Below are 18,183 nucleotides of genomic sequence, written 5' to 3'. Positions count from 1 at the left end.
CAAGGGGACTCTCATTGTCGAAGCTGAGCACCCGGATTCGCGATGCGCAAGTCTGGAGGTCAACCTGCCAGATACGTGTCCGCCCAGTTCGAGACCGCCCAGCGCGGATTGTTGGCGATATTGCCGATCGTGTCGCGCGCGACGCTGATGAAACTCCATTCAGCAACGTTGATCAGCGGCAGGTCGGCGGCCACCTCTTTCTGGAACTCCTTGTAGAGGTCGGTGCGGGCCGTCGTGTCGAGCGTTTCGGAGGCCTTGGCGATCAGCGCGTCCAGCGCGGCGTTCTTGTAGCCGCCCTGGTTGGAGAACGGCACGCCGTCGGGAATGCCGCTCTGGACCAGGATGGTGGTCGAGATCGCCGGGTCGCCGCGGAACACCGGCGGACCGACGGCGAGGTCGAAGGCGTGGTCGGTGTAGACGGCCTTGATATGCGCGGCGGAGTCGTTGTTGACCAGCTGCGCGTCGATGCCGATGGCCGCGAGCGCCTGACGCAGATAGTCGCCGAACTGCTTGGTCTCGTTGAAATAGGGCGCCGGCAAAAGTTTGAGCGAAAAGCGGTTGCCGTCAGCACCCTTCTTGTAGCCGGCCTCGTCGAGCAGCGCGTTGGCCTTGGCAACGTCGAAGGCATAGGTCGGGACATCGGCGGTGTAGAATTGCGGATCGTTCTTCGGCACCGGGCCGGTGGCGGTCGCTGCATAGCCGAGGAATACCGTCTTGACGACGAAGTCCTTGTCGATGGCATGCGCTATCGCCTGGCGCACTTTCAAATCGGCCAGTTCCTTGCGGCGATGGTTGATCTCGACGACGAGCTGGTAGGTCAGCCCCTCATAGCCCTTGGTGATCACCTTCAGGCCCGGCACCTTGGAGATGCGGTCGAGGTCGGCCAGCGGCACGGCGGAGAAGGCGGCGAGCTGGATCTCCTCGGCTTCCAGCGCGCTGGCGGCCGAGGTGCGGTCGGGCAGCACCTGGTAGATGATCTCGTCGAGATAGGGTTCGTCCTTGCCCCAATAGTCGGTGTTCTTCGTCAGCCGGTAGTACTGACCGGCCTTGTACTCGCCGAACTTGAACGGGCCGGTGCCGATCGGCGCGGTGTTGGCCGGATTGTCCTCGATCTTGCCGACCTCGTAGATGTGCTTCGGCACGACGCTGCTCAGCGCCGGCAGTGCGTTGCGGATCAGCTGGAACGGCGTCGGCTTGGCGAATTTGAACACCGCGGTGAGATCGTCGGGCGTCTCGACGCTGGCCAGATCCTTGAATACGGTGCGGCCGAGATTCTGCAGCGGTTTCCAGACCTGCAGCGCCGAGAAGGCGACATCGGCCGAGGTGAACGGCTTGCCGTCATGCCATTTGACGCCCTCGCGCAGCTTGAACGTCGCCGACAACCCGTCGGCGGCACCTTCCCAGCTCAGCGCCAGGCGTGGCGCGAGCCCGTCCTTGCCGTCGAAGGAGGCTTCGGCCAGCGTCTCGACGATCTTGCTGGAGATGAAGAAGACGCCGTTGGAGGCGACGATTGCCGGGTTGAGGTTGCGCGGCTCGGAATCGGCGGCGAGCACCAGCCGGCCGCCCTTCTTGGGCGTCTGCGCCCAGCCCAATGTCGGCATGGCCGTGGAGGCCAGCAGCATCGCCGAGCCGGCAAGCATCTTGCGTCTCGAAATCGTGAAACCTGACATGATCGAACTCCGTCCTCTCCGCGACCCGATCGGCGCGACAACACCCCTCGAATGCCGGCGCGTGCATCGACATCCTTGCGAGAGCGATTATGGGCCTTGTCATGGGTTTCGCCAGAGACGGAATTGGCGCATCCTTGCTTGGCTTTGAAATTTTCGTCCGCTGGACCAGTTCAAGAGAAAGGGTTCAATCCGATCTATCTGGTAGGACCAGATTTGGCGAATATGCGACGGATGACGACTTGGTGACCGTTTGGCTGCGCCGTTGGCATATTTCTGGCTAGACCAGGGCGGGCAAAATGGTGCAGATTTGATCCGCAGCCAGGGGATTGGCAGCGGAACAGCGTCGATCCCAGGCAAATTCAGGGAGAGAGAGATGAACATTGCGCCGGGCAAAAATGCCGTCAGCAATATTCCGTTCGACCAGGCCAGGATCGACCGGCTGATGGAGGAGGCTGGCATCGATGTGCTGCTCGCGACCTCCAAGCACAACACACAGTATCTGCTGGGCGGCTACAAATTCATCTTCTTCGCAGCCATGGATGCGATCGGCCACAGCCGCTACCTGCCGATCGTCGTCTACGAAAAAGGCGGACCGGATCACGCGGCCTATATCGGCAACCGCATGGAAGGCGGCGAGCATCAGAACAACCCGTTCTGGACGCCGACGCTGCATGCCGCCTGCTGGGGCACGCTCGACGCCGCCAACCTTGCCGTCGAACATCTGCAAAAGATCGGCAAGACGAGTGCGCGCCTCGGCATCGAGCCCGGCTTCCTGCCATCGGACGCCTACACGCTGATCCGCAAGGCGTTGCCGGATGCAAAGCTGATCGACGCGACCGACATGCTGGAGCGCATGCGCGCCATCAAGACCGATGCGGAGCTGGAGAAACTGCGCACCGCCTCCGAACTGATCACCGATTCCATGCTGGCAACCATCGCCTGGGCGCGCGAAGGCACGACCAAGGCCGAGATGATCGAACAGCTGCGGCGCGAGGAGACCAATCGCGGCGCGCATTTCGAATATTGCCTGCTGACGCTGGGCTCCAGCCACAACCGCGCCGCCTCGCCGCAGGCATGGAACAAGGGCGAGGTGCTGTCGATCGATTCCGGCGGCAATTATCACGGCTACATCGGCGACCTCTGCCGCATGGGCATTCTGGGCGAGTCAGATGCCGAACTCGAGGACCTGCTGGCCGAGGTCGAAACCGTGCAGCAGGCGGCGTTCTCCAAGGTGAAAGCCGGCACGCTGGGCGGCGACATGATTTCTCACGCCGAGGGTGTGCTGAAGGGGTCGAAGGTTGCGTCCTATACGGATTTCTTCGCCCATGGCATGGGGCTGATCACGCATGAAGCGCCGTTCCTGATGACCAACCACCCGGTGGCCTATGAAGGCACCTATGCGGCAAAGCCGCTGGAAAAGAACATGGTGCTGTCGGTCGAGACGACCATGCTTCACCCAACGCGCGGCTTCATCAAGCTGGAGGACACGCTTGCGGTGACAGACGCCGGCTATGTGATGTTCGGCGACCGGGGTCGGGGGTGGAACAGGGGCGGGACCTTATAAGACCAAGGCCGGCGCCCCTCATCCGTCTGCCGGCACCTTCTTCCCGTAGAACCGGGAGAAGGGACAGTTCTGGCGACTGGCGAAATCGTCGATGACAGCGTCTTTCTCCGTTCTACGGGGAGAAATGTCCGGCAGGACAATGAGGGGCGGCGCCGGCCTATAAAAAGTTCATCACTGCCCCACGGGAATCAGCCTGAAGTCCGGCAGGTCGCGCAGAGCCAGTTCCGGGCCGGCGGGCGAGTAGACGACGAAGAGCTGCATCGGCCCGTCGCCCGTATTCAGCGTCGAATGGAAGCGGCTCTCCGGCACATAGATGGTGCAGCCGGGGCCGACCTTCGCGACCACCGGATTGCCCTTCTCGTCCTCGACCATCTGCTCGCCATGGCCGGAGATGACGAAGATGATTTCCTCGGCGCCTGGATGGTTGTGGCGGGTGTGGCCCTTGCCGGAGGGCAGGTCGACGACACCGCCGGAAAAACGGGTGGCGCCATTCACTTCCGGAGCGACTGTCAGGGCCAGTCGGCCCCAATCGAAGCCGAAGGTACTGACGTCCTTCGGATAGACAAACACCTTGGTCTTGTCGGTCATGGTCTCATCCCTTCTTTTTCTTTGGCTTGGTCTTCTCACCACCGAGCGTCACCGCCTTGAAATCGGCCGTCTGCCTGGCGATCGCGGCTTCCGCCGGCAGCCGCTCCATCGAACTCGCGCCATAGAAGCCGTGCAGGCCCTTGGCCTGGGGGAGAATGTAGCGGGCGTCATCCGGCATCGAGATCGGCCCGCCATGGCAAAGCAGGATGACGTCCTTGCGCACCGAGCGGGCGGCGTCGGCGATGGCGTCGATCGCGACGACGCAATCGTCGAGCGACTTGGCCGAGGTAGCGCCGATCGAGCCGCCAGTCGTCACGCCCATATGGGCGACCACGATGTCGGCGCCGGCCTTGGTCATGGCGCGCGCCTCGTCCGGGTTGAAGACATAGGGCGTGGTCAAGAGGTCGAGCTTGTGCGCCTCGGCGATCATGTCGACCTCGAGCCCGAAGCCCATGCCGGTCTCCTCGAAACTCTGCCGCATGCCGCCGTCGAACAGGCCGATGGTCGGAAAATTCTGCACCCCGGAAAAGCCCATCGTCTTCAGCTCGGCCAGAAGCAGCGGCATGATGACGAACGGGTCGGTGCCGTTGACGCCGGCCAGCACCGGCGTGTGCCTGACCACCGGCAGCACCTCATAGGCCATTTCCTTGACGATCTCATTGGCATTGCCATAGGCGAGCAGGCCGGCGGCCGAGCCGCGCCCGGCCATGCGGTAGCGACCGGAATTGTAAATGATGATCAGGTCTATGCCGCCGGCCTCCTCGGCCTTGGCCGACAGGCCGGTGCCGGCGCCACCGCCGACGATCGGCACGCCCTTGTCGATCATTCCCCTGAATTTCTTCAGTATGTCCTTGCGCGGTATTGCGGGCATGTTTTTGAACCTCAGTGCCTGGCGATGTCGAGGAAAGCCGCGACCGCGGCCTTGGCGAATTCGGGGTCGTTGATGTGCAATGGCAAGCGCGTGACGCGGCGCGTCGCACTCGGCTTGATCGAGAACTCGATGGCGTCGAACAGTACGGCGTCGGCCTGCGGATCGAAGAAGGCGCCCCCCTCGATGTCGAGCGCCGAGACGCCCTTCTCCGGAATGAGAAAATGCACCGGCCCCTCGCAAAAGGCGAGCCTGGTGCCGATCCACTCGCCGATCGAGCGGCATTCGTCCGCGCTCGTGCGCATCAGCGTGACGTTGGGATTGTGCTCGTAGAACAGCCGTCCGCGATAGCGTTCCGGAATGGTCGAAGGCGCCCAGAAATTGACCATGTCGAGCGCGCCGACCGAGCCGACATAGGGCAGGCCGGTGCGGGCCATCGCGCCGAAGCGGTCTTCCGTCGCCGGCAGCACGCCGCCGAACAACAGGTCGCAGACCTCTGTCGTGGTGATGTCGATGACACCGGACAGCAGGCCGCTGTCGGCCAGCTTTTCCATGCTGCGGCCGCCGGTGCCGGTGGCGTGGAAGACCATGCAGTCGTACGCGGTGCGAAGCTGGTCGGCGATGGCGGTGACGCAAGGCGTGGTGACGCCGAACATGGTCAACCCGATCGACGGCTTGCCGTCGGGCGGCGGCGCCGGTCTTGCCGCCATGCCCGATATCGCCTGGGCGGCATTGTGCAGCACCACGCGGGAGAGCCGGTTCAGCCCGGCCATGTCGGTCACCGACGGCATCATGATGATGTCGGAGACATCGACATAGGGGGCCGTGTCGCCCGAGGCGAGCGTCGAGACCATGATTTTCGGCAGGCCAAGCGGCAGCGCGCGCATGCCCGCTGTGATGATCGACGTGCCGCCGCCGCCGCCAATGCCGATCACGGCGGCGATGTCGTTTCGCGACTGGACGAAGCGGGTGAAGGCGACGCCCATGCCGGCTACCGCGGTGCCACGGTCATCGCCGCCGAGCACGGCCGCGTGGCCGCGCGGATGGTGACCGGCGACGTCCTTCGCCGCAATATCGACCGGGACCGTTGCGTCGCGTGTTCCGACATCGACGCGGCAAACATTGGCGCCGGTTGCGGCAATCGCATCGGCCAGGAAGGCGAGCTCCTCACCCTTGGTGTCAGCGGTGCCCACCACATAGATGCGCTTCATTGGCGCCTTCCAAGGTCATTGCAAATTTTTGAGACGCGCGTATCATATTGACATGGATGTCTCACGTCAACGATCCACAACAACGGGCGACACCGAGCGGGGAAGCGGCCAGGCCGCCGAGCGTGGACCCCGGGCGCGCACCAAACGGCTGATGCTGGAGACGGCGACACGGCTGATGCAGGCGGGCGTGACGCCGTCGGTCAGCGAGGTGGCGGAAGCGGCGGAAGTTTCCCGCGCCACCGCCTACCGATATTTCCCGAGCCAGGCGGCATTGGTGCAGGCCGTCGTCGACGAGGGGCTGGGTCCGATCCTAACCTGGCAGTCGACCTCGGCGGACGCCGAGCGCCGGGTGGCGGAGCTGTTCGACACGGCCATGCCGCGCATCGAGGCTTTTGAGGCAACGTTCAAGGCGGCGCTGAAACTGTCGCTCGATCAATGGGCGCAACGCCAGGCCGGCACGCTAGGCGGTGAGCCGGCCTTCACGCGCGGTCATCGCGTCGATTTGCTGCAACAGGCGATCGCGCCGCTCCAGGGCCATTTGCCGCCGCGCGATTTCAAGCGCCTGGCGCAGGCGCTGTCGCTGATCTTCGGCGTCGAGGTGCTGATCGTGCTCAAGGATATATGGGGCCTGGACAGCCGCAGGACGCGGTCTGTCGCGCAATGGGCGGCAGGCGCCCTGGTGCGCGCGGCGGTGGCGGAATCGATCGATGAAGGAGGCGGCGACGGTTCGCGGCTGGTCGTGGAGTAGGACCTATCTGGTTCGACCAGATTTGCATGCCGACTATCAATATTATCCCGGACGCGGGGGTGTGTGCAACGCCTCAGCGTATCACTGACTAGGAAAAACATTGGAAAACAGGCAGATAAAGCTTGAATTCCGCCGGAATGGCCAGGCTCTTCTTCCAAGAAAGGGCTTGACGTCGATGCGGAATTGGTAATACCAGATTAGAAAAGAAAAGTGGATCAAAAATGAGGGTTGCGGTCCATTTTCCGGTAGGGCGAGGAGGCCCGAAACCGGAAAGGTGCGATCACGGGAGGAACTACCGGAGCCGGCCCCGTTGCCGGCTCGCATGACAGGGTAGAATGCGCACAAGGGAGGAAATCATTATGCGCAAGTTAGTGACCAGCGTGCTTGCTGGTATCGGCTTAACGCTTGCCTGCGGAACGTCCGTCTACGCGCAGGAAAAGTCGCTCACCATCTTCTGGGCGGAATGGGATCCGGCCAACTATCTGCAGGAACTCGGCAACGAGTACGAGAAGGAAACCGGCGTCAAGATCACGGTCGAGACCACACCCTGGTCCGATTTCCAGACAAAGGCCTTCACCGAGTTCAACGCCCATGGCGATGCCTATGACCTGGTCGTCGGCGACTCGCAGTGGCTGGGCGCCGGCTCGACCGGTGGCCACTATGTCGACCTGACGGACTTCTTCAAGAAGCACGACCTCGGCAATGTCATGGCGCCGGCGACGGTGAAATACTATGCCGAATATCCCGGCAACAGCGGCAAGTACTGGGCCATACCGCTCGAAGGCGATGCCGTCGGCTGGTCCTACCGCAAGGACTGGTTCGAGGATCCCAAGGAGAAGGAAGCCTTCAAGGCCAAATATGGCTACGACCTCGACGTGCCGAAGGATTTCAAGGCGCTGCGCGACATCGCCGAGTTCTTCCATCGGCCCGACCAGAAGCGCTACGGCATCGCCATCTACACCGACAATTCCTATGATGCGATGGCAATGGGCTTCGAGAACGCGTTGTTCTCCTATGGCGGCGAGTTGGGTGACTATTCGACTTACAAGGTCGACGGTCACATCAATTCCGACAAGGCCGTCGCCGCGCTCGACGCCTACAAGGAACTCTACAAGTTCACGCCTCCGGGCTGGGCCAAATCGTTCTTCGTCGAGGACAACCAGGCGATCACCGAGAACCTGGCGGCGATGAGCATGAACTTCTTCGCGTTCTTCCCCTCGCTGATCAACGAGGCGTCGAACCCGAACGCCAAGAACACCGGCTTCTTCGCCAACCCGCCGGGACCGAATGGCGACCAGTTCGCCGCACTCGGCGGTCAGGGCATTTCCGTCATCTCGTACTCCAAGAAGCAGGACGAGGCGATGAAGTTCCTTGAATGGTTCATCAAGGACGAGACCCAGAAGAAGTGGGCAGCGCTTGGCGGCTATACCTGCAGCGCGGCGGTGCTCAAATCGCCGGAATTCCAAAGCGCCACGCCTTACAACAAGGCCTTCTATGAGACCATGTTCAAGGTGAAGGATTTCTGGGCCGTGCCGGAATATGCCGAACTGCTGCAGCAGCTCAACCAGCGCGTCTATCCCTACATGATCGGCGGCGAAGGCACCGCCAAGCAAACGCTGGACGCTCTGGCTGCCGACTGGAACGCGACGTTCAAGAAGTACGGCCGCGTTCAGTAACAACCATGCATCACGGAGGGGGCGTTGGTGCCTCCTCCGTTTCTTTTTCTGCAAACAGGAGCAGGGGTCTTGGCGACCACGATGATCACGACACTGGAGAGGTCCTCGCGGGCGGCCGCGCGCGGCCTGAGCGACATTTCGATCCGCAACCTCTTCATTATCCCGACGGTCCTGTTCCTGATCGTCTTCAACATCTTTCCGCTGATCTATTCGCTTGGTTATTCCTTCACCGACTTCCGCGCGTCGACCAACGCGCCGGCGAATTTCGTCGGGCTGCAGAATTATCGCGACCTGCTCAACGATCCCTATGTCTGGTCCAATTTCGCCATCACCGCGAAATACGTCATCATCTCCGTCGCCGGCCAGCTGCTTGTCGGCTTCGGCGTGGCGATGCTGCTCAACCGGGACATCCCGCTCAAGGGCCTTATCACCACGCTGCTGCTGCTGCCGATGATGCTGTCGATGGCTGTCGTCGGGCTGTTCTGGAAGCTTCTCTACGACCCGTCATGGGGCGTCATCAACTATGCGCTCGGGCTCGGCAATTTCGAGTGGCTGGCCGACCCCAAGATGGCGCTCTACGCCGTGGCGCTGACCGACATCTGGATGTGGTCACCTTTCGTCATGCTGCTGTCGCTGGCAGGCCTCTCGGCGGTGCCGAAACATCTCTACGAGGCCGCCGCGATCGACCGCGCCGGACCGTTTTATACCTTCTTCCGCATCACGCTGCCGCTGGTGGCGCCGATCCTGATGATCGCGATCATTTTCCGTACCATGGAAGCGTTCAAGACCTTCGACCTCGCCTACATCCTGACCAGCCAGCCGACGGCCGAACTGATCTCGATCCGGCTCTATAAGATGGCGTTCCAGGAATGGCAGACCGGACGTTCCTGCGCGATGGCCTACATCGTGCTGATCATGGTGCTGGCCATCACCAACATCTACGTCAAATACCTCAACAAGGTGAAGGAGCGCTGAGATGGCGGCAGTCCGCACTTCTTCCGAAATCGGCTTCAACCGCGTCGCCATCGTCGCCGTGCTGTTGGTGACGATCATCTTCCTCGCGCCGATCTACTGGATCGCCTCGACGGCATTCAAGCCGCGCAACCTGGCCACCACCATCCCGCCGACGGTGGTCTTCCAGCCGGAAATTTCGCCGTTCGTGAAGCTGTTCACCAAGCGCTCGCAATTGCGCAGCCCGCCGACGCCGGAAGAATACGCGGCGGCGCCGTGGTGGGAGCGCGTCGTTTTCGATGGCGGCGAGAAGATCGTGCGCGACGGCAAAGGCCAAGTGCAGTGGTCGGGCTATCCAAGCCGCTTCCTGAACTCGCTGATCATCGCCATCACGTCAACGGTGCTGGCGGTCGGCATGGGCACATTTACCGCCTATGGCTTCTCGCGCTTCAAGGTGAAGGGGGAGGCGGATCTGCTCTTCTTCATCCTGTCGACACGCATGCTGCCGCCGGTGGTGGTGGCGATCCCGATGTTCCTGATGTACCGGGCGGTCGGCCTCAACGACACCCATGTCGGCCTGATCATCCTCTACACCGCCTTCAACCTGTCCTTCTCGGTGTGGCTGATGAAGGGTTTCATGGACGAAATCCCGAAGGAGTATGAGGAAGCGGCTCTCGTCGACGGCTACACGCGCATGGAAGCCTTCTTCAAGATCGTGCTGCCCGAGGCCGCCACCGGCATCGCCGCCACTGCTGTGTTCTGCTTCATCACGGCGTGGAACGAGTATGCCTTCGCGCTGATCATGACCAACCGCCGCGCCCAGACAGCACCGCCCTTCATTCCCAGCCAGGTCGGCTCCGGCCTGCCCGACTGGACGGTGATCGCCGCCGGAACCTTCCTGTTCCTGCTGCCGGTCGCCATCTTCACCTTCCTGCTCCGCAATCATCTGTTGCGCGGCATGTCCTTCGGAGCGATCCGCAAATGAGCTTTCGCGCCATCAATCAGAAATATCTGGAGCCCGGTTCGCAGGTGCTCATGGTGCTCGGCATCGTGGCACTCTGCCAGCCCTGGAACATGGTGCTGCACACATACGGCCTGACCATCATCCTGATCGGGCTGATCGGCTTCAACATCACTTCGAAGATCGCGCCCGAGGAGGAGGCCGGCACCGGTCATGCCGCGCGAAATCCGGGAGCACAGCATTGACACAGATCGAGCTTCGCGGCGTCCAGAAATTCTTCGGCGCCGTCCAGGTCATCAAGGACCTCAACCTCAAAATATCAGACAACGAGTTCATCGTGCTGCTCGGCCAATCGGGTTGCGGCAAGACGACGACACTGCGCGCGATCGCCGGGCTGGAAACGATCGACGAGGGCGACATCCTCATCGACGGCAAGCCGGTCCAGCACCTGAAGGCGGCCGACCGCGACATCGCCATGGTGTTCCAGTCGTTCTCGCTCTACCCGCATATGAGCGTCTACGAGAACATCGCCTTCCCCTTGCGCGCCACGCGCAAGAGCAAGGCGGAGATCGACAGCGAGGTGCGCTCGGTCGCCAAGACGCTGCAGATAACGGATCTGCTCGGCAAGAAGCCGTCGGCGCTGTCGGGCGGCGACATGCAGCGCGTCGCCATTGGCCGGGCGCTGGTGCGGCGGCCGAAGGCGATGCTGATGGACGAGCCGATCGGTGCGCTCGATGCCAAGCTGCGCGAGGAGATGCGGGCCGAGATCAAGCGGCTGCACATCAAGCAGGGCTCGACCACCATCTATGTCACGCACGACCAGATCGAGGCGATGAGTCTCGCCGACCGCATCGTCATCATGCATGAAGGCGTGCTGCAGCAGGTGGGCTCACCGGACGAGGTCTATTCGCGCCCGGCCAATCTGTTCGTGGCGCAATTCGTCGGCAGCCCGGTGATGAATGTCGCCGACGCGGCGGTGGCCGAGAAAGCCGCGTCCGCATCGGTGACCGTCGGCGACGCGGCCACCGGCTTCGAGTTTCCGCGCGCGCTGCTGTCGAAGCTCAACGGTCATGCCGGCGGTCAACTGGCGCTCGGCATCCGGCCGGAAGGCGTGCTCATTCGCCGTGAGGCGGCCGACGGGTTCATGGCCGTCGAGACGCAGATCGTCGAGCCGCTCGGTTCCTTCGACATCGTCGACCTGAAGGTCGGCTCCAACATGCTGCGAGCCCGCACCAAGAGCGGCTTCATCTCGGGCCCCGGCGAGAAGGTCTTTGCCCGGATCGATCCGACGCAGGCGCATTTCTTCGACAAGGCAAGCGGCAGGTCGCTTGAGGTGAGGCTCTGATGGCCCATATCCAGCTCAAGAACATCTCCAAGAGCTTCGGCAACCACACTGCGTTGACCGGGCTCGATCTCGACATCGCCGACGGCGAGTTCTTCGTGCTGCTGGGCGAGACGGGTGCCGGCAAGACGACGACGCTGCGGCTGATCGCAGGCCTCGAAAAACCCAGCGAAGGCCAGGTCCTGATCGACGGTGTCGACGTTGCTGACTGGGGGGCGGCCGAGCGTGACGTGGCGCTGGTCCTGCAGCAGTACTCGCTCTATCCGCGCTACACGGTGCGCGAGAATCTCGAGTTTCCGCTGAAGCCGAAGATCCGCAGGCTGCCCGATGCCGAGATCAAGGACCGGGTCGACCGCGCGGCCCGTACGCTGCGGATCGAACATCTGCTCGATCGCAAGACCGACCGCCTGTCAGGCGGCGAGATGCAGCGGGTCTCGATCGGCCGCGCCATCGTGCGCAAGCCGCGCGTGTTCCTGATGGACGAGCCGCTGTCGGCACTCGACGCCAAGCTGCGCGAGGCGCTGCGCACGGAACTGAAGAACCTGCAGATACAACTCGGCGCCACCTTCCTGTTCGTTACCCACGACCAGATCGAGGCGATGTCGATGGGCGACAAGGTCGGCGTCTTGAACCACGGCCGCATCGTCCAGACCGGCACCCCGCACGAGATCTACAACAATCCGCGCGACACCTATGTGGCGAGCTTCGTCGGCTCGCCGCCGATGAACCTCATCGACGGCAAGCTGGTGAACGGCCGCGCGGTAATGGCGCCGTTGAATTTCGAACTGCCCTTTGCGGGGGGAGCCAAGGCGAGTGCGGCGGCCGACGGTCGCCCGCTCGTCTTCGGCATCCGTCCGGAAGACGTCTATCTCGAGAGCGGCGCGCCGGTCGAAGCGCGCGTCCATGATGTCGAGAACCATGGCGTCGAAAAGATCCTGACGCTGCGCGTCGGCGATACGACGTTGCGCGCCACGGTGCCGGCAAGGACCGATGTCGCCATCGAGCAGCCGGTGCGCTTTGCCTGGAACCCGGACAAGGTGGTGCTGTTCGACAAGGGCAGCGGTGTCAGCTTGCGGCACGCCGGGTAGAGGCCCGGTTGGTTCGCCAGGTAGGTCTCGTGGGGCGTCTCGTTGATCAGCAAGATCACGCACTCGGTTTCGGACAGGCAGGCGTCGTCATGCATCTCATTGGGGTGTCATTGGGGTGCGCGAGGAGAATTGGCGCGATGCAACGGCAAGGTGCCGCATTTCGTCATTTCGGAGACGCCCGCTTTGTCGGCCGTGCCGTTGCTGCTTTGGCGGCGGATCCGGACCGTTCGCGCTGGAACGGGCGATCGCTGTCCAGCGGCGGGCTGGCGCAAGTCCATCGCGTTACCGATCTCGACGGTTCGCGGCCCGATGCCTGGCGCTATGTGCCGGAGGGTCCAGGACGCCGGCAAACCCGCCGATGCAACGGCTTACCGGTAAGGCAATCCGGAATCGCTTCAGGCCGAGCGTCCGTCGAAGTCGAAGATCGACAAGGTGGATGGGTCGACATCGGCGACGCAGTTGAGGTTGATATAGGCGCTGCGCTCACGGCCTTCACGGATGTCCTCCGCGAAAGGGTGGATGCCGCAGGTGCGGCAGAAGCGGTGCGCCGTGGCGTGGTTGCCGAATGTATAGGTACCCAGGTCATCGCCCCAGGCCAGGACCGTCAGGCTCTCATGCGGGATGGCGCATAAGAGCGCGCCCTTGCGCGAACAGATCGAACAATTGCACCTGATGGCGCCGATCAGTTCCGCCTTGAATTCGAAGGCGATCTTGCCGCAATGACAGCTGCCTTTGTAGAGCATCAGTATCTTCCTATCGCTGGCAGGTGCAAAGGTACGCCGGTTGGTCATCCCTTTCGCAGACCCAACCGGCTGCCTGCCTTAAAGACGTTGCATCCTGACGGAGTCCGACATCGACATGCAATCCATCCGCGACCGTCTCGAAATCATCCTGTCACGTCTTGCCAATCGTGCGGCCGACGAAAAGGTCTTCACCAAGCTCTATATCGACGCCGCGCGGGCGGCGGCTGATGCCAGCGACGCCCGTAGCCGGGCCGGCGTGACGCTCGGACCGCTCGACGGCACGATCGTCTCGGTCAAGGATCTGTTCGATGTCGCCGGCGAGGCGACCACGGCCGGCTCGCTGATGCGAAAGACCGCTACGCCCGCCGCGCGTGACGCCGTCATTGTCAGCCGGCTTAGGCAAGCCGGTGCGGTCCTCATCGGCAAGACCAACATGACCGAGTTCGCCTTCACGGCGATCGGCGACAACATGCACTACGGCACGCCGGGCAATGCCGTCGATGCCAGCCGTATTCCCGGTGGTTCGTCCTCAGGCGCCGGCGTTTCCGTCGGCGAGGGGACGAGCGATATCTCCATCGGTTCCGATACCGGCGGCTCGATCCGCATTCCGGCGGCGCTCAATGGTGTGGTTGGTTTCAAGCCGACGGCACGGCGGGTGCCGCTGACCGGCGCCTTTCCGCTGTCCGGCACCTTGGACTCGATCGGGCCGCTTGCCCGAACCGTTGCGCAATGTGCCACCACGGACGCGGTGATGGCCGGCGAGGTGCCGACCGAACTGGCGGCCATATCGCTCGCGGGACTTCGGGTCGGCGTGCCGCGCGGCGTTCTTTTTGGCGACACGGAAGGTGAAGTTGCCGCGGCGTTCGAGCATTGCCTCGGCAAGATCGAACAGGCCGGCGCGCGCATGGCCGATCTGATGATCGACGACATGATCGCGGAGTTCAGGACCGCCACCAAGCGGGGCTCGATCGCTGCCATGGAAGGGGCCGAAGTGCATGCCGACTGGTTGGCGACAGGGGCATCGGTGCCGGTCGACCCGCATGTCAGCGGGCCGCTGTCGCGGGCGGCGATGCTGCCGGCGCCGGTCTATATCAGGGCGTTGCGCCGCCGCGCCACGCTTATCGCTGCCATGGATGAGCAATTGGCTTCGGTGGATGTGCTGGCTTTGCCAACCACGCCGGTGATGGCGCCGACCATCGTTTCCATGGCCAAGGATGGCGAGCTGCGCGACCGCGTCGAAGGCCTGCTGCTGCGCAACACGCAGGTCGCCAACCAGTTCGATCTCTGCGCGATCTCGCTGCCGATGCCTGATATGGCGCTACCGGCTGGGCTGATGCTGGTGGCGCGCAACGGCCATGACCGGCGTCTGCTGCGGATTGCCGCTGAAATGGAGCGGCTGCTGGCCGGCTGACCAGTCGTGAAACGCAATCGCGGGTCAGGGCGATGAACAGTGCTTGCGTTCGCTGTCCTTGGCGGTGCGCACGATGCGTGTCGCGACCAGCCATGGCAGGCTGTAATCCTTGCCGGTGATGGTCTGGGTGCGGTGCTCGATCGAACCCCTGACGACGATTTTCCCGCTGTAAAGCACGTCGGACTGATCCGTTATCGCCTTGTCGGCCTGCGGCAATCCGCTGGCGTCGATCGACACACCCTTGATGATGTTGCCGGTGGCAAGGTCGAGGGCGCTGTTCGACGGGCAGGGCGCCTTGAAGCAGCGCAACCCATTGTCGCAATAGACATAGCTGCTCTGAGCGGCGGCGAATGCCGGCGGGGCGCCGATGGACGAGGCTGCGGCAATCAGAAATGCGAGGCGAAGACCGGACATGGCCGCACCGTCGCGGAGAATTGGGGCGAAACCGCGATTGCTATAGGTCGAGCGGAAAACGCCGCCGGTAGTGATCGACCGCTTCCGGATTGCGCAGATTGACCGGCAGCTTGCCGTCCAGCACCAGCAAGGCTTCGCCCGCCGAGCCGACGCCCATGCGCATCATCGATTCCTCGGTGATGCCCGCCATATGCGGGGTGATGATGACGTTGTCGAAGCTGAAATAGGGATGATTTGAGGGCAGCGGCTGCGTCGAAAACACATCGAGGGCCGCACCGCCGATGCGGCGTTCCCGCAGGGCCTCGATCAGGGCGTCGTCATCGACGATCGGCCCACGCGAAACGTTGATCAAAAGCGCATTGGGTTTCATGCGGGCGATGCGCTCGCGGCTGATCAGGCCACGCGTCTCCGGTGTCAGCGGACAGCAGAGCACGATGATGTCGCTCTGCTCGACCAGCGCGTCGATGGACAGGAAGCCGACTTTCTCGGGCGCCGGCTGCATGCTGCGCGTCGTTGCCACCACCTTGAGGTCGAAGCCGTGCGCAGCGATATGGCCGACGGCCTGGCCGACGGCGCCGAGGCCGACAATGCCGATGGTCTTGCCGGCGAGTTCGATATTGGCGTTGGCATGCTCGCGCCCGGCGAGCCAGCCTTTGGCGCGCAGGTCGCGGTCGACCTTGCGGAATTGCCGCAGCAGCGCAAGTGCGGCGAACATGACGTGTTCGGCAACCGAACGGGCATTGACCGCCGGCACATTGGCCACCAGCACGCCGGCGGCGGTCGCCGCCTCCATAGGGATCATGTCGAGCCCGGCGCCATGGCGGATGGCTGCCCTCAGCTTCCAGGCGCCCTCGAACAGCGCCGGCGGCAGCGGCGCGCGCACGATGACGATGTCGGCGTCCTTGGCCTCCCGGGTCAAGGTGGCGGGATCGAGCGCCGATGCGATGACGAGCTGGCCGGCGCCGGCGAGCCTGGCCGAGGCGCGCGGGTGCAGCGGATGGGTCGACAGGATCTTCGGCACGGTCTGGGCCATTGTCAGGCCTTTTCGAGCGCCGGGCTCGCGAGCGCAGCCGCCATGCCGCCCTCGATCAGGCCCTTCCAGTAGCTCTCCGCCCCTTGCAGGTGGGCGCTCATCAGCGCCTGGGCGAGATTGCCGTCGCGGCGCAGCAGCGCTTCGTAGATCTGCACATGCTCGGCATGCGAACGCACGCTGCGTTCGGGATCATTGAAGTAGATCGGCAGGCGCTGTTCGCCCATCAGATAGTAGACGCTGCAGATGTTGTGGAAGACGCTGTTCTTGGTGGCGCGCACGATCTCCAGGTGAAATTCGCGGTCCTCCTTGGCCAGACCTTCGCCGGCGGCGATGCGTTCCTCGGACGCCTTGAGGATCTCGCGCAGCCGCTCGAAATTCTCCTCGGTGGCGCGCGAGCAGGCAAGTTCGGCGGCCTTGATCTCGTGGATCTTGCGCAATTCGACCGTCTCGTAAATCTGCAAGGGATCGAGCGGCAGGCCGGCGCGCGCGAACAGCGCCAGCGCTTCCACGCTCGCCTGCTTGGTGTCGATGTAGATGCCGGATTTGGCGCGCCGCTCGACGATGCGCATGGCTTCGAGGATGGCCAGCGCCTCGCGGATCTGGCCGCGGCTGACGGCGAAATGCTCCGCCAGCTCACGTTCGGATGGGGTGCGGCCGCTCTCCTTGTCCGAGTGGGAGAACAGATAGGCTGCGAGTTCCGCGAGAAGGTTTTTTTCTTTCATCGTCAATTGCGTTGCGCGTGCGCCTCCAGGAATCGCTCAGAAACGGTGAATCCCAATCCGGGCTTTTCCGGGATCGCTATCATACCGTCCTGTGCTTCGACAGTCTCTTCGATCAGGTCGTGGATCATCGGGTTGGCGCCGAGCGAATATTCGACGGTGAAGCTCGATGGCGAGGCGGCGCAGACATGCAGCCCGGCGAAGAAGCAGGGCGCGCCGGCCCACAGATGCGGCGCAAAGCGCAGATTGAAGGCACTGGCGATGGTGCCGATCTTCATCGCCTCGCTGATGCCGCCGCAAAAGGCGGGATCGGGCTGGAAGATGTCGGCGGCCTTGAGCACGGCAAGGTCGCGGAAGGCATAGCGTGTCGCCTCGCTTTCGCCGGTGGCGATCGGCACGGCGCCGGAGGCGCGCACTTCCGCCATGCCCTGCTTGTCGTCGGCGATCACCGGTTCCTCGAACCAGGCGAGGTCGAGGTCGTTGACGAGGTGGATGAAGCGCTTGGCCTCCGCCACGGTATAGGTGCCGTGAGCGTCGACCATCAGTTCGACATCGGGGCCGAGCGCCTGGCGCGCGGCGCGGACGCGGGCCGCCGAGACGTGGGCTGCGCCATCCATGGCGCCGACCCGCATCTTCAGCGCCTTGAAGCCGCCCCGGGCGACGTAGGATTTCAACTGCTCGCCGATGGCATCGGCGGACGCCCAGCCGCCCGAGGCATAGGCCTGCATGCGGTCGATCTTGCGGCCGCCGAGCAGCCGCCAGACCGGCTGGCCGAGCGACTTGCCGAGGATATCCCAAAGCGCGATGTCGACGGCGCTGATGGCGGCGATGCTCATGCCGCGCCGCGCCAGTTGCGGCATGGCGTGGCCGGCGCGGGCGGCACTGTCGTGGCGCACGCCATTGTAGAGCATTTCCCAGATGATGCCGATGTCGGCCGGATCGCGGCCGATCAGCTGCGGCCCAACCTCCTGGTTCAGCATGTGAACGAGGGCGCCATAGCTGCCGGCGCTGCCGGCGGCGTTCTTGCCTTCGCCCCAGCCGACCAGTCCGTCGTCGGTTTCGATGCGCAGGATGGCGGCGTCGAAGGTCGTCACCTGGCCGAAGTCGCTGCGGTGCTGCCGAGCGGCTTCGATCGGGATGCGGACCCACCAGGCTTGGACGGTCTTGATGCGCATGTCTTTCCCCAGCCCCGCCAC

The 18,183-nt window shown here is 63.5% G+C and carries 18 protein-coding genes and 1 pseudogene; 10 read left to right on the top strand and 9 right to left on the bottom strand.

Going from position 1 to position 18,183, the window contains the following annotated elements:
- Nucleotides 1–59: 59 nt before the first annotated feature.
- Nucleotides 60–1,670, bottom strand: a complete 1,611-nt coding sequence (locus FJ546_RS16610; RefSeq protein ID WP_140890322.1) for an ABC transporter substrate-binding protein — start codon at nucleotides 1,668–1,670, stop codon at nucleotides 60–62.
- Between the two features lie 373 nt (nucleotides 1,671–2,043).
- On the opposite strand from FJ546_RS16610, the gene FJ546_RS16605 reads away from it, so the two are divergent.
- Nucleotides 2,044–3,234, top strand: a complete 1,191-nt coding sequence (locus tag FJ546_RS16605) for a Xaa-Pro peptidase family protein (RefSeq protein ID WP_140890321.1) — start codon at nucleotides 2,044–2,046, stop codon at nucleotides 3,232–3,234.
- A gap of 171 nt (nucleotides 3,235–3,405) precedes the next feature.
- On the opposite strand, the gene FJ546_RS16600 is transcribed toward FJ546_RS16605, so the two are convergent.
- Genes FJ546_RS16600 through FJ546_RS16590 form a run of 3 tightly spaced genes read right to left on the bottom strand, consistent with a single transcriptional unit; the run spans nucleotide 3,406 to nucleotide 5,901 of the window.
- Complete coding sequence (locus tag FJ546_RS16600; RefSeq protein WP_140890320.1) at nucleotides 3,406–3,822, bottom strand: cupin domain-containing protein; 417 nt, start codon at nucleotides 3,820–3,822, stop codon at nucleotides 3,406–3,408.
- A gap of 4 nt (nucleotides 3,823–3,826) precedes the next feature.
- The gene (locus FJ546_RS16595) at nucleotides 3,827–4,693 is read right to left on the bottom strand and encodes a phosphoenolpyruvate hydrolase family protein (RefSeq protein WP_140890319.1); all 867 of its coding nucleotides are present in this window, start codon (nucleotides 4,691–4,693) and stop codon (nucleotides 3,827–3,829) included.
- An 11-nt stretch (nucleotides 4,694–4,704) separates the two neighbouring features.
- Nucleotides 4,705–5,901, bottom strand: coding sequence for a Tm-1-like ATP-binding domain-containing protein (locus tag FJ546_RS16590; RefSeq protein ID WP_140890318.1), 1,197 nt, complete (start codon nucleotides 5,899–5,901; stop codon nucleotides 4,705–4,707).
- A 52-nt stretch (nucleotides 5,902–5,953) separates the two neighbouring features.
- Between FJ546_RS16590 and FJ546_RS16585 the strand changes: the two genes are divergently transcribed.
- The 8 genes and pseudogenes from FJ546_RS16585 to FJ546_RS31620 all read left to right on the top strand — a co-directional run.
- Complete coding sequence (locus FJ546_RS16585) at nucleotides 5,954–6,649, top strand: TetR/AcrR family transcriptional regulator (protein ID WP_140890317.1); 696 nt, start codon at nucleotides 5,954–5,956, stop codon at nucleotides 6,647–6,649.
- A gap of 359 nt (nucleotides 6,650–7,008) precedes the next feature.
- Nucleotides 7,009–8,325 (top strand): ABC transporter substrate-binding protein, encoded by a 1,317-nt coding sequence (locus FJ546_RS16580; RefSeq protein WP_140890316.1) that lies wholly within the window; start codon nucleotides 7,009–7,011, stop codon nucleotides 8,323–8,325.
- A 69-nt stretch (nucleotides 8,326–8,394) separates the two neighbouring features.
- Nucleotides 8,395–9,300 (top strand): sugar ABC transporter permease, encoded by a 906-nt coding sequence (locus FJ546_RS16575; RefSeq protein ID WP_140890315.1) that lies wholly within the window; start codon nucleotides 8,395–8,397, stop codon nucleotides 9,298–9,300.
- A 1-nt stretch (nucleotide 9,301) separates the two neighbouring features.
- On the top strand, nucleotides 9,302–10,261 hold the full coding sequence (locus FJ546_RS16570) for a carbohydrate ABC transporter permease (protein ID WP_013892904.1): 960 nt from the start codon (nucleotides 9,302–9,304) through the stop codon (nucleotides 10,259–10,261).
- Nucleotides 10,258–10,482 (top strand): hypothetical protein, encoded by a 225-nt coding sequence (locus tag FJ546_RS16565; protein ID WP_140890314.1) that lies wholly within the window; start codon nucleotides 10,258–10,260, stop codon nucleotides 10,480–10,482. The genes FJ546_RS16570 and FJ546_RS16565 overlap by 4 nt, the downstream gene beginning before the upstream one ends.
- Nucleotides 10,479–11,582, top strand: a complete 1,104-nt coding sequence (locus tag FJ546_RS16560; RefSeq protein WP_140890313.1) for an ABC transporter ATP-binding protein — start codon at nucleotides 10,479–10,481, stop codon at nucleotides 11,580–11,582. Before FJ546_RS16565 ends, FJ546_RS16560 begins: the two co-directional genes overlap by 4 nt.
- Nucleotides 11,582–12,667, top strand: coding sequence for an ABC transporter ATP-binding protein (locus tag FJ546_RS16555; RefSeq protein ID WP_140890312.1), 1,086 nt, complete (start codon nucleotides 11,582–11,584; stop codon nucleotides 12,665–12,667). Before FJ546_RS16560 ends, FJ546_RS16555 begins: the two co-directional genes overlap by 1 nt.
- A gap of 112 nt (nucleotides 12,668–12,779) precedes the next feature.
- A pseudogene (locus FJ546_RS31620) lies at nucleotides 12,780–13,045 on the top strand (short-chain dehydrogenase); the annotation flags it as partial.
- A 17-nt stretch (nucleotides 13,046–13,062) separates the two neighbouring features.
- On the opposite strand, the gene FJ546_RS16545 reads toward FJ546_RS31620, so the two are convergent.
- Entirely contained in the window at nucleotides 13,063–13,410 is a 348-nt protein-coding gene (locus FJ546_RS16545; RefSeq protein ID WP_140890311.1) for a GFA family protein, read from the bottom strand.
- A 115-nt stretch (nucleotides 13,411–13,525) separates the two neighbouring features.
- Here FJ546_RS16545 and FJ546_RS16540 point away from each other — a divergent pair, with 115 nt between their 5' ends.
- The gene (locus tag FJ546_RS16540; RefSeq protein WP_140890310.1) at nucleotides 13,526–14,821 is read left to right on the top strand and encodes an amidase; all 1,296 of its coding nucleotides are present in this window, start codon (nucleotides 13,526–13,528) and stop codon (nucleotides 14,819–14,821) included.
- Nucleotides 14,822–14,845: 24 nt separating this feature from the next.
- Here the strand turns inward: FJ546_RS16540 and FJ546_RS16535 are convergent, their stop codons facing one another.
- The 4 genes from FJ546_RS16535 to FJ546_RS16520 are packed head-to-tail and all read right to left on the bottom strand — an operon-like array spanning nucleotide 14,846 to nucleotide 18,162.
- Complete coding sequence (locus tag FJ546_RS16535; protein WP_140890309.1) at nucleotides 14,846–15,235, bottom strand: hypothetical protein; 390 nt, start codon at nucleotides 15,233–15,235, stop codon at nucleotides 14,846–14,848.
- A 40-nt stretch (nucleotides 15,236–15,275) separates the two neighbouring features.
- The gene (locus tag FJ546_RS16530) at nucleotides 15,276–16,268 is read right to left on the bottom strand and encodes a hydroxyacid dehydrogenase (protein ID WP_181167959.1); all 993 of its coding nucleotides are present in this window, start codon (nucleotides 16,266–16,268) and stop codon (nucleotides 15,276–15,278) included.
- A 2-nt stretch (nucleotides 16,269–16,270) separates the two neighbouring features.
- Nucleotides 16,271–16,990, bottom strand: coding sequence for a FadR/GntR family transcriptional regulator (locus FJ546_RS16525; protein ID WP_140890308.1), 720 nt, complete (start codon nucleotides 16,988–16,990; stop codon nucleotides 16,271–16,273).
- 2 nt (nucleotides 16,991–16,992) lie between these two features.
- The gene (locus tag FJ546_RS16520) at nucleotides 16,993–18,162 is read right to left on the bottom strand and encodes a mandelate racemase/muconate lactonizing enzyme family protein (RefSeq protein ID WP_140890307.1); all 1,170 of its coding nucleotides are present in this window, start codon (nucleotides 18,160–18,162) and stop codon (nucleotides 16,993–16,995) included.
- Nucleotides 18,163–18,183 lie beyond the last annotated feature (21 nt).

The organism is Mesorhizobium sp. B2-4-19 (genome assembly GCF_006441315.1).
In the GTDB taxonomy this organism is placed as follows: domain Bacteria; phylum Pseudomonadota; class Alphaproteobacteria; order Rhizobiales; family Rhizobiaceae; genus Mesorhizobium.
The sequence above is the reverse complement of the archived record's forward strand: the minus strand, read 5'-3'. Positions and strand labels throughout refer to the sequence as shown.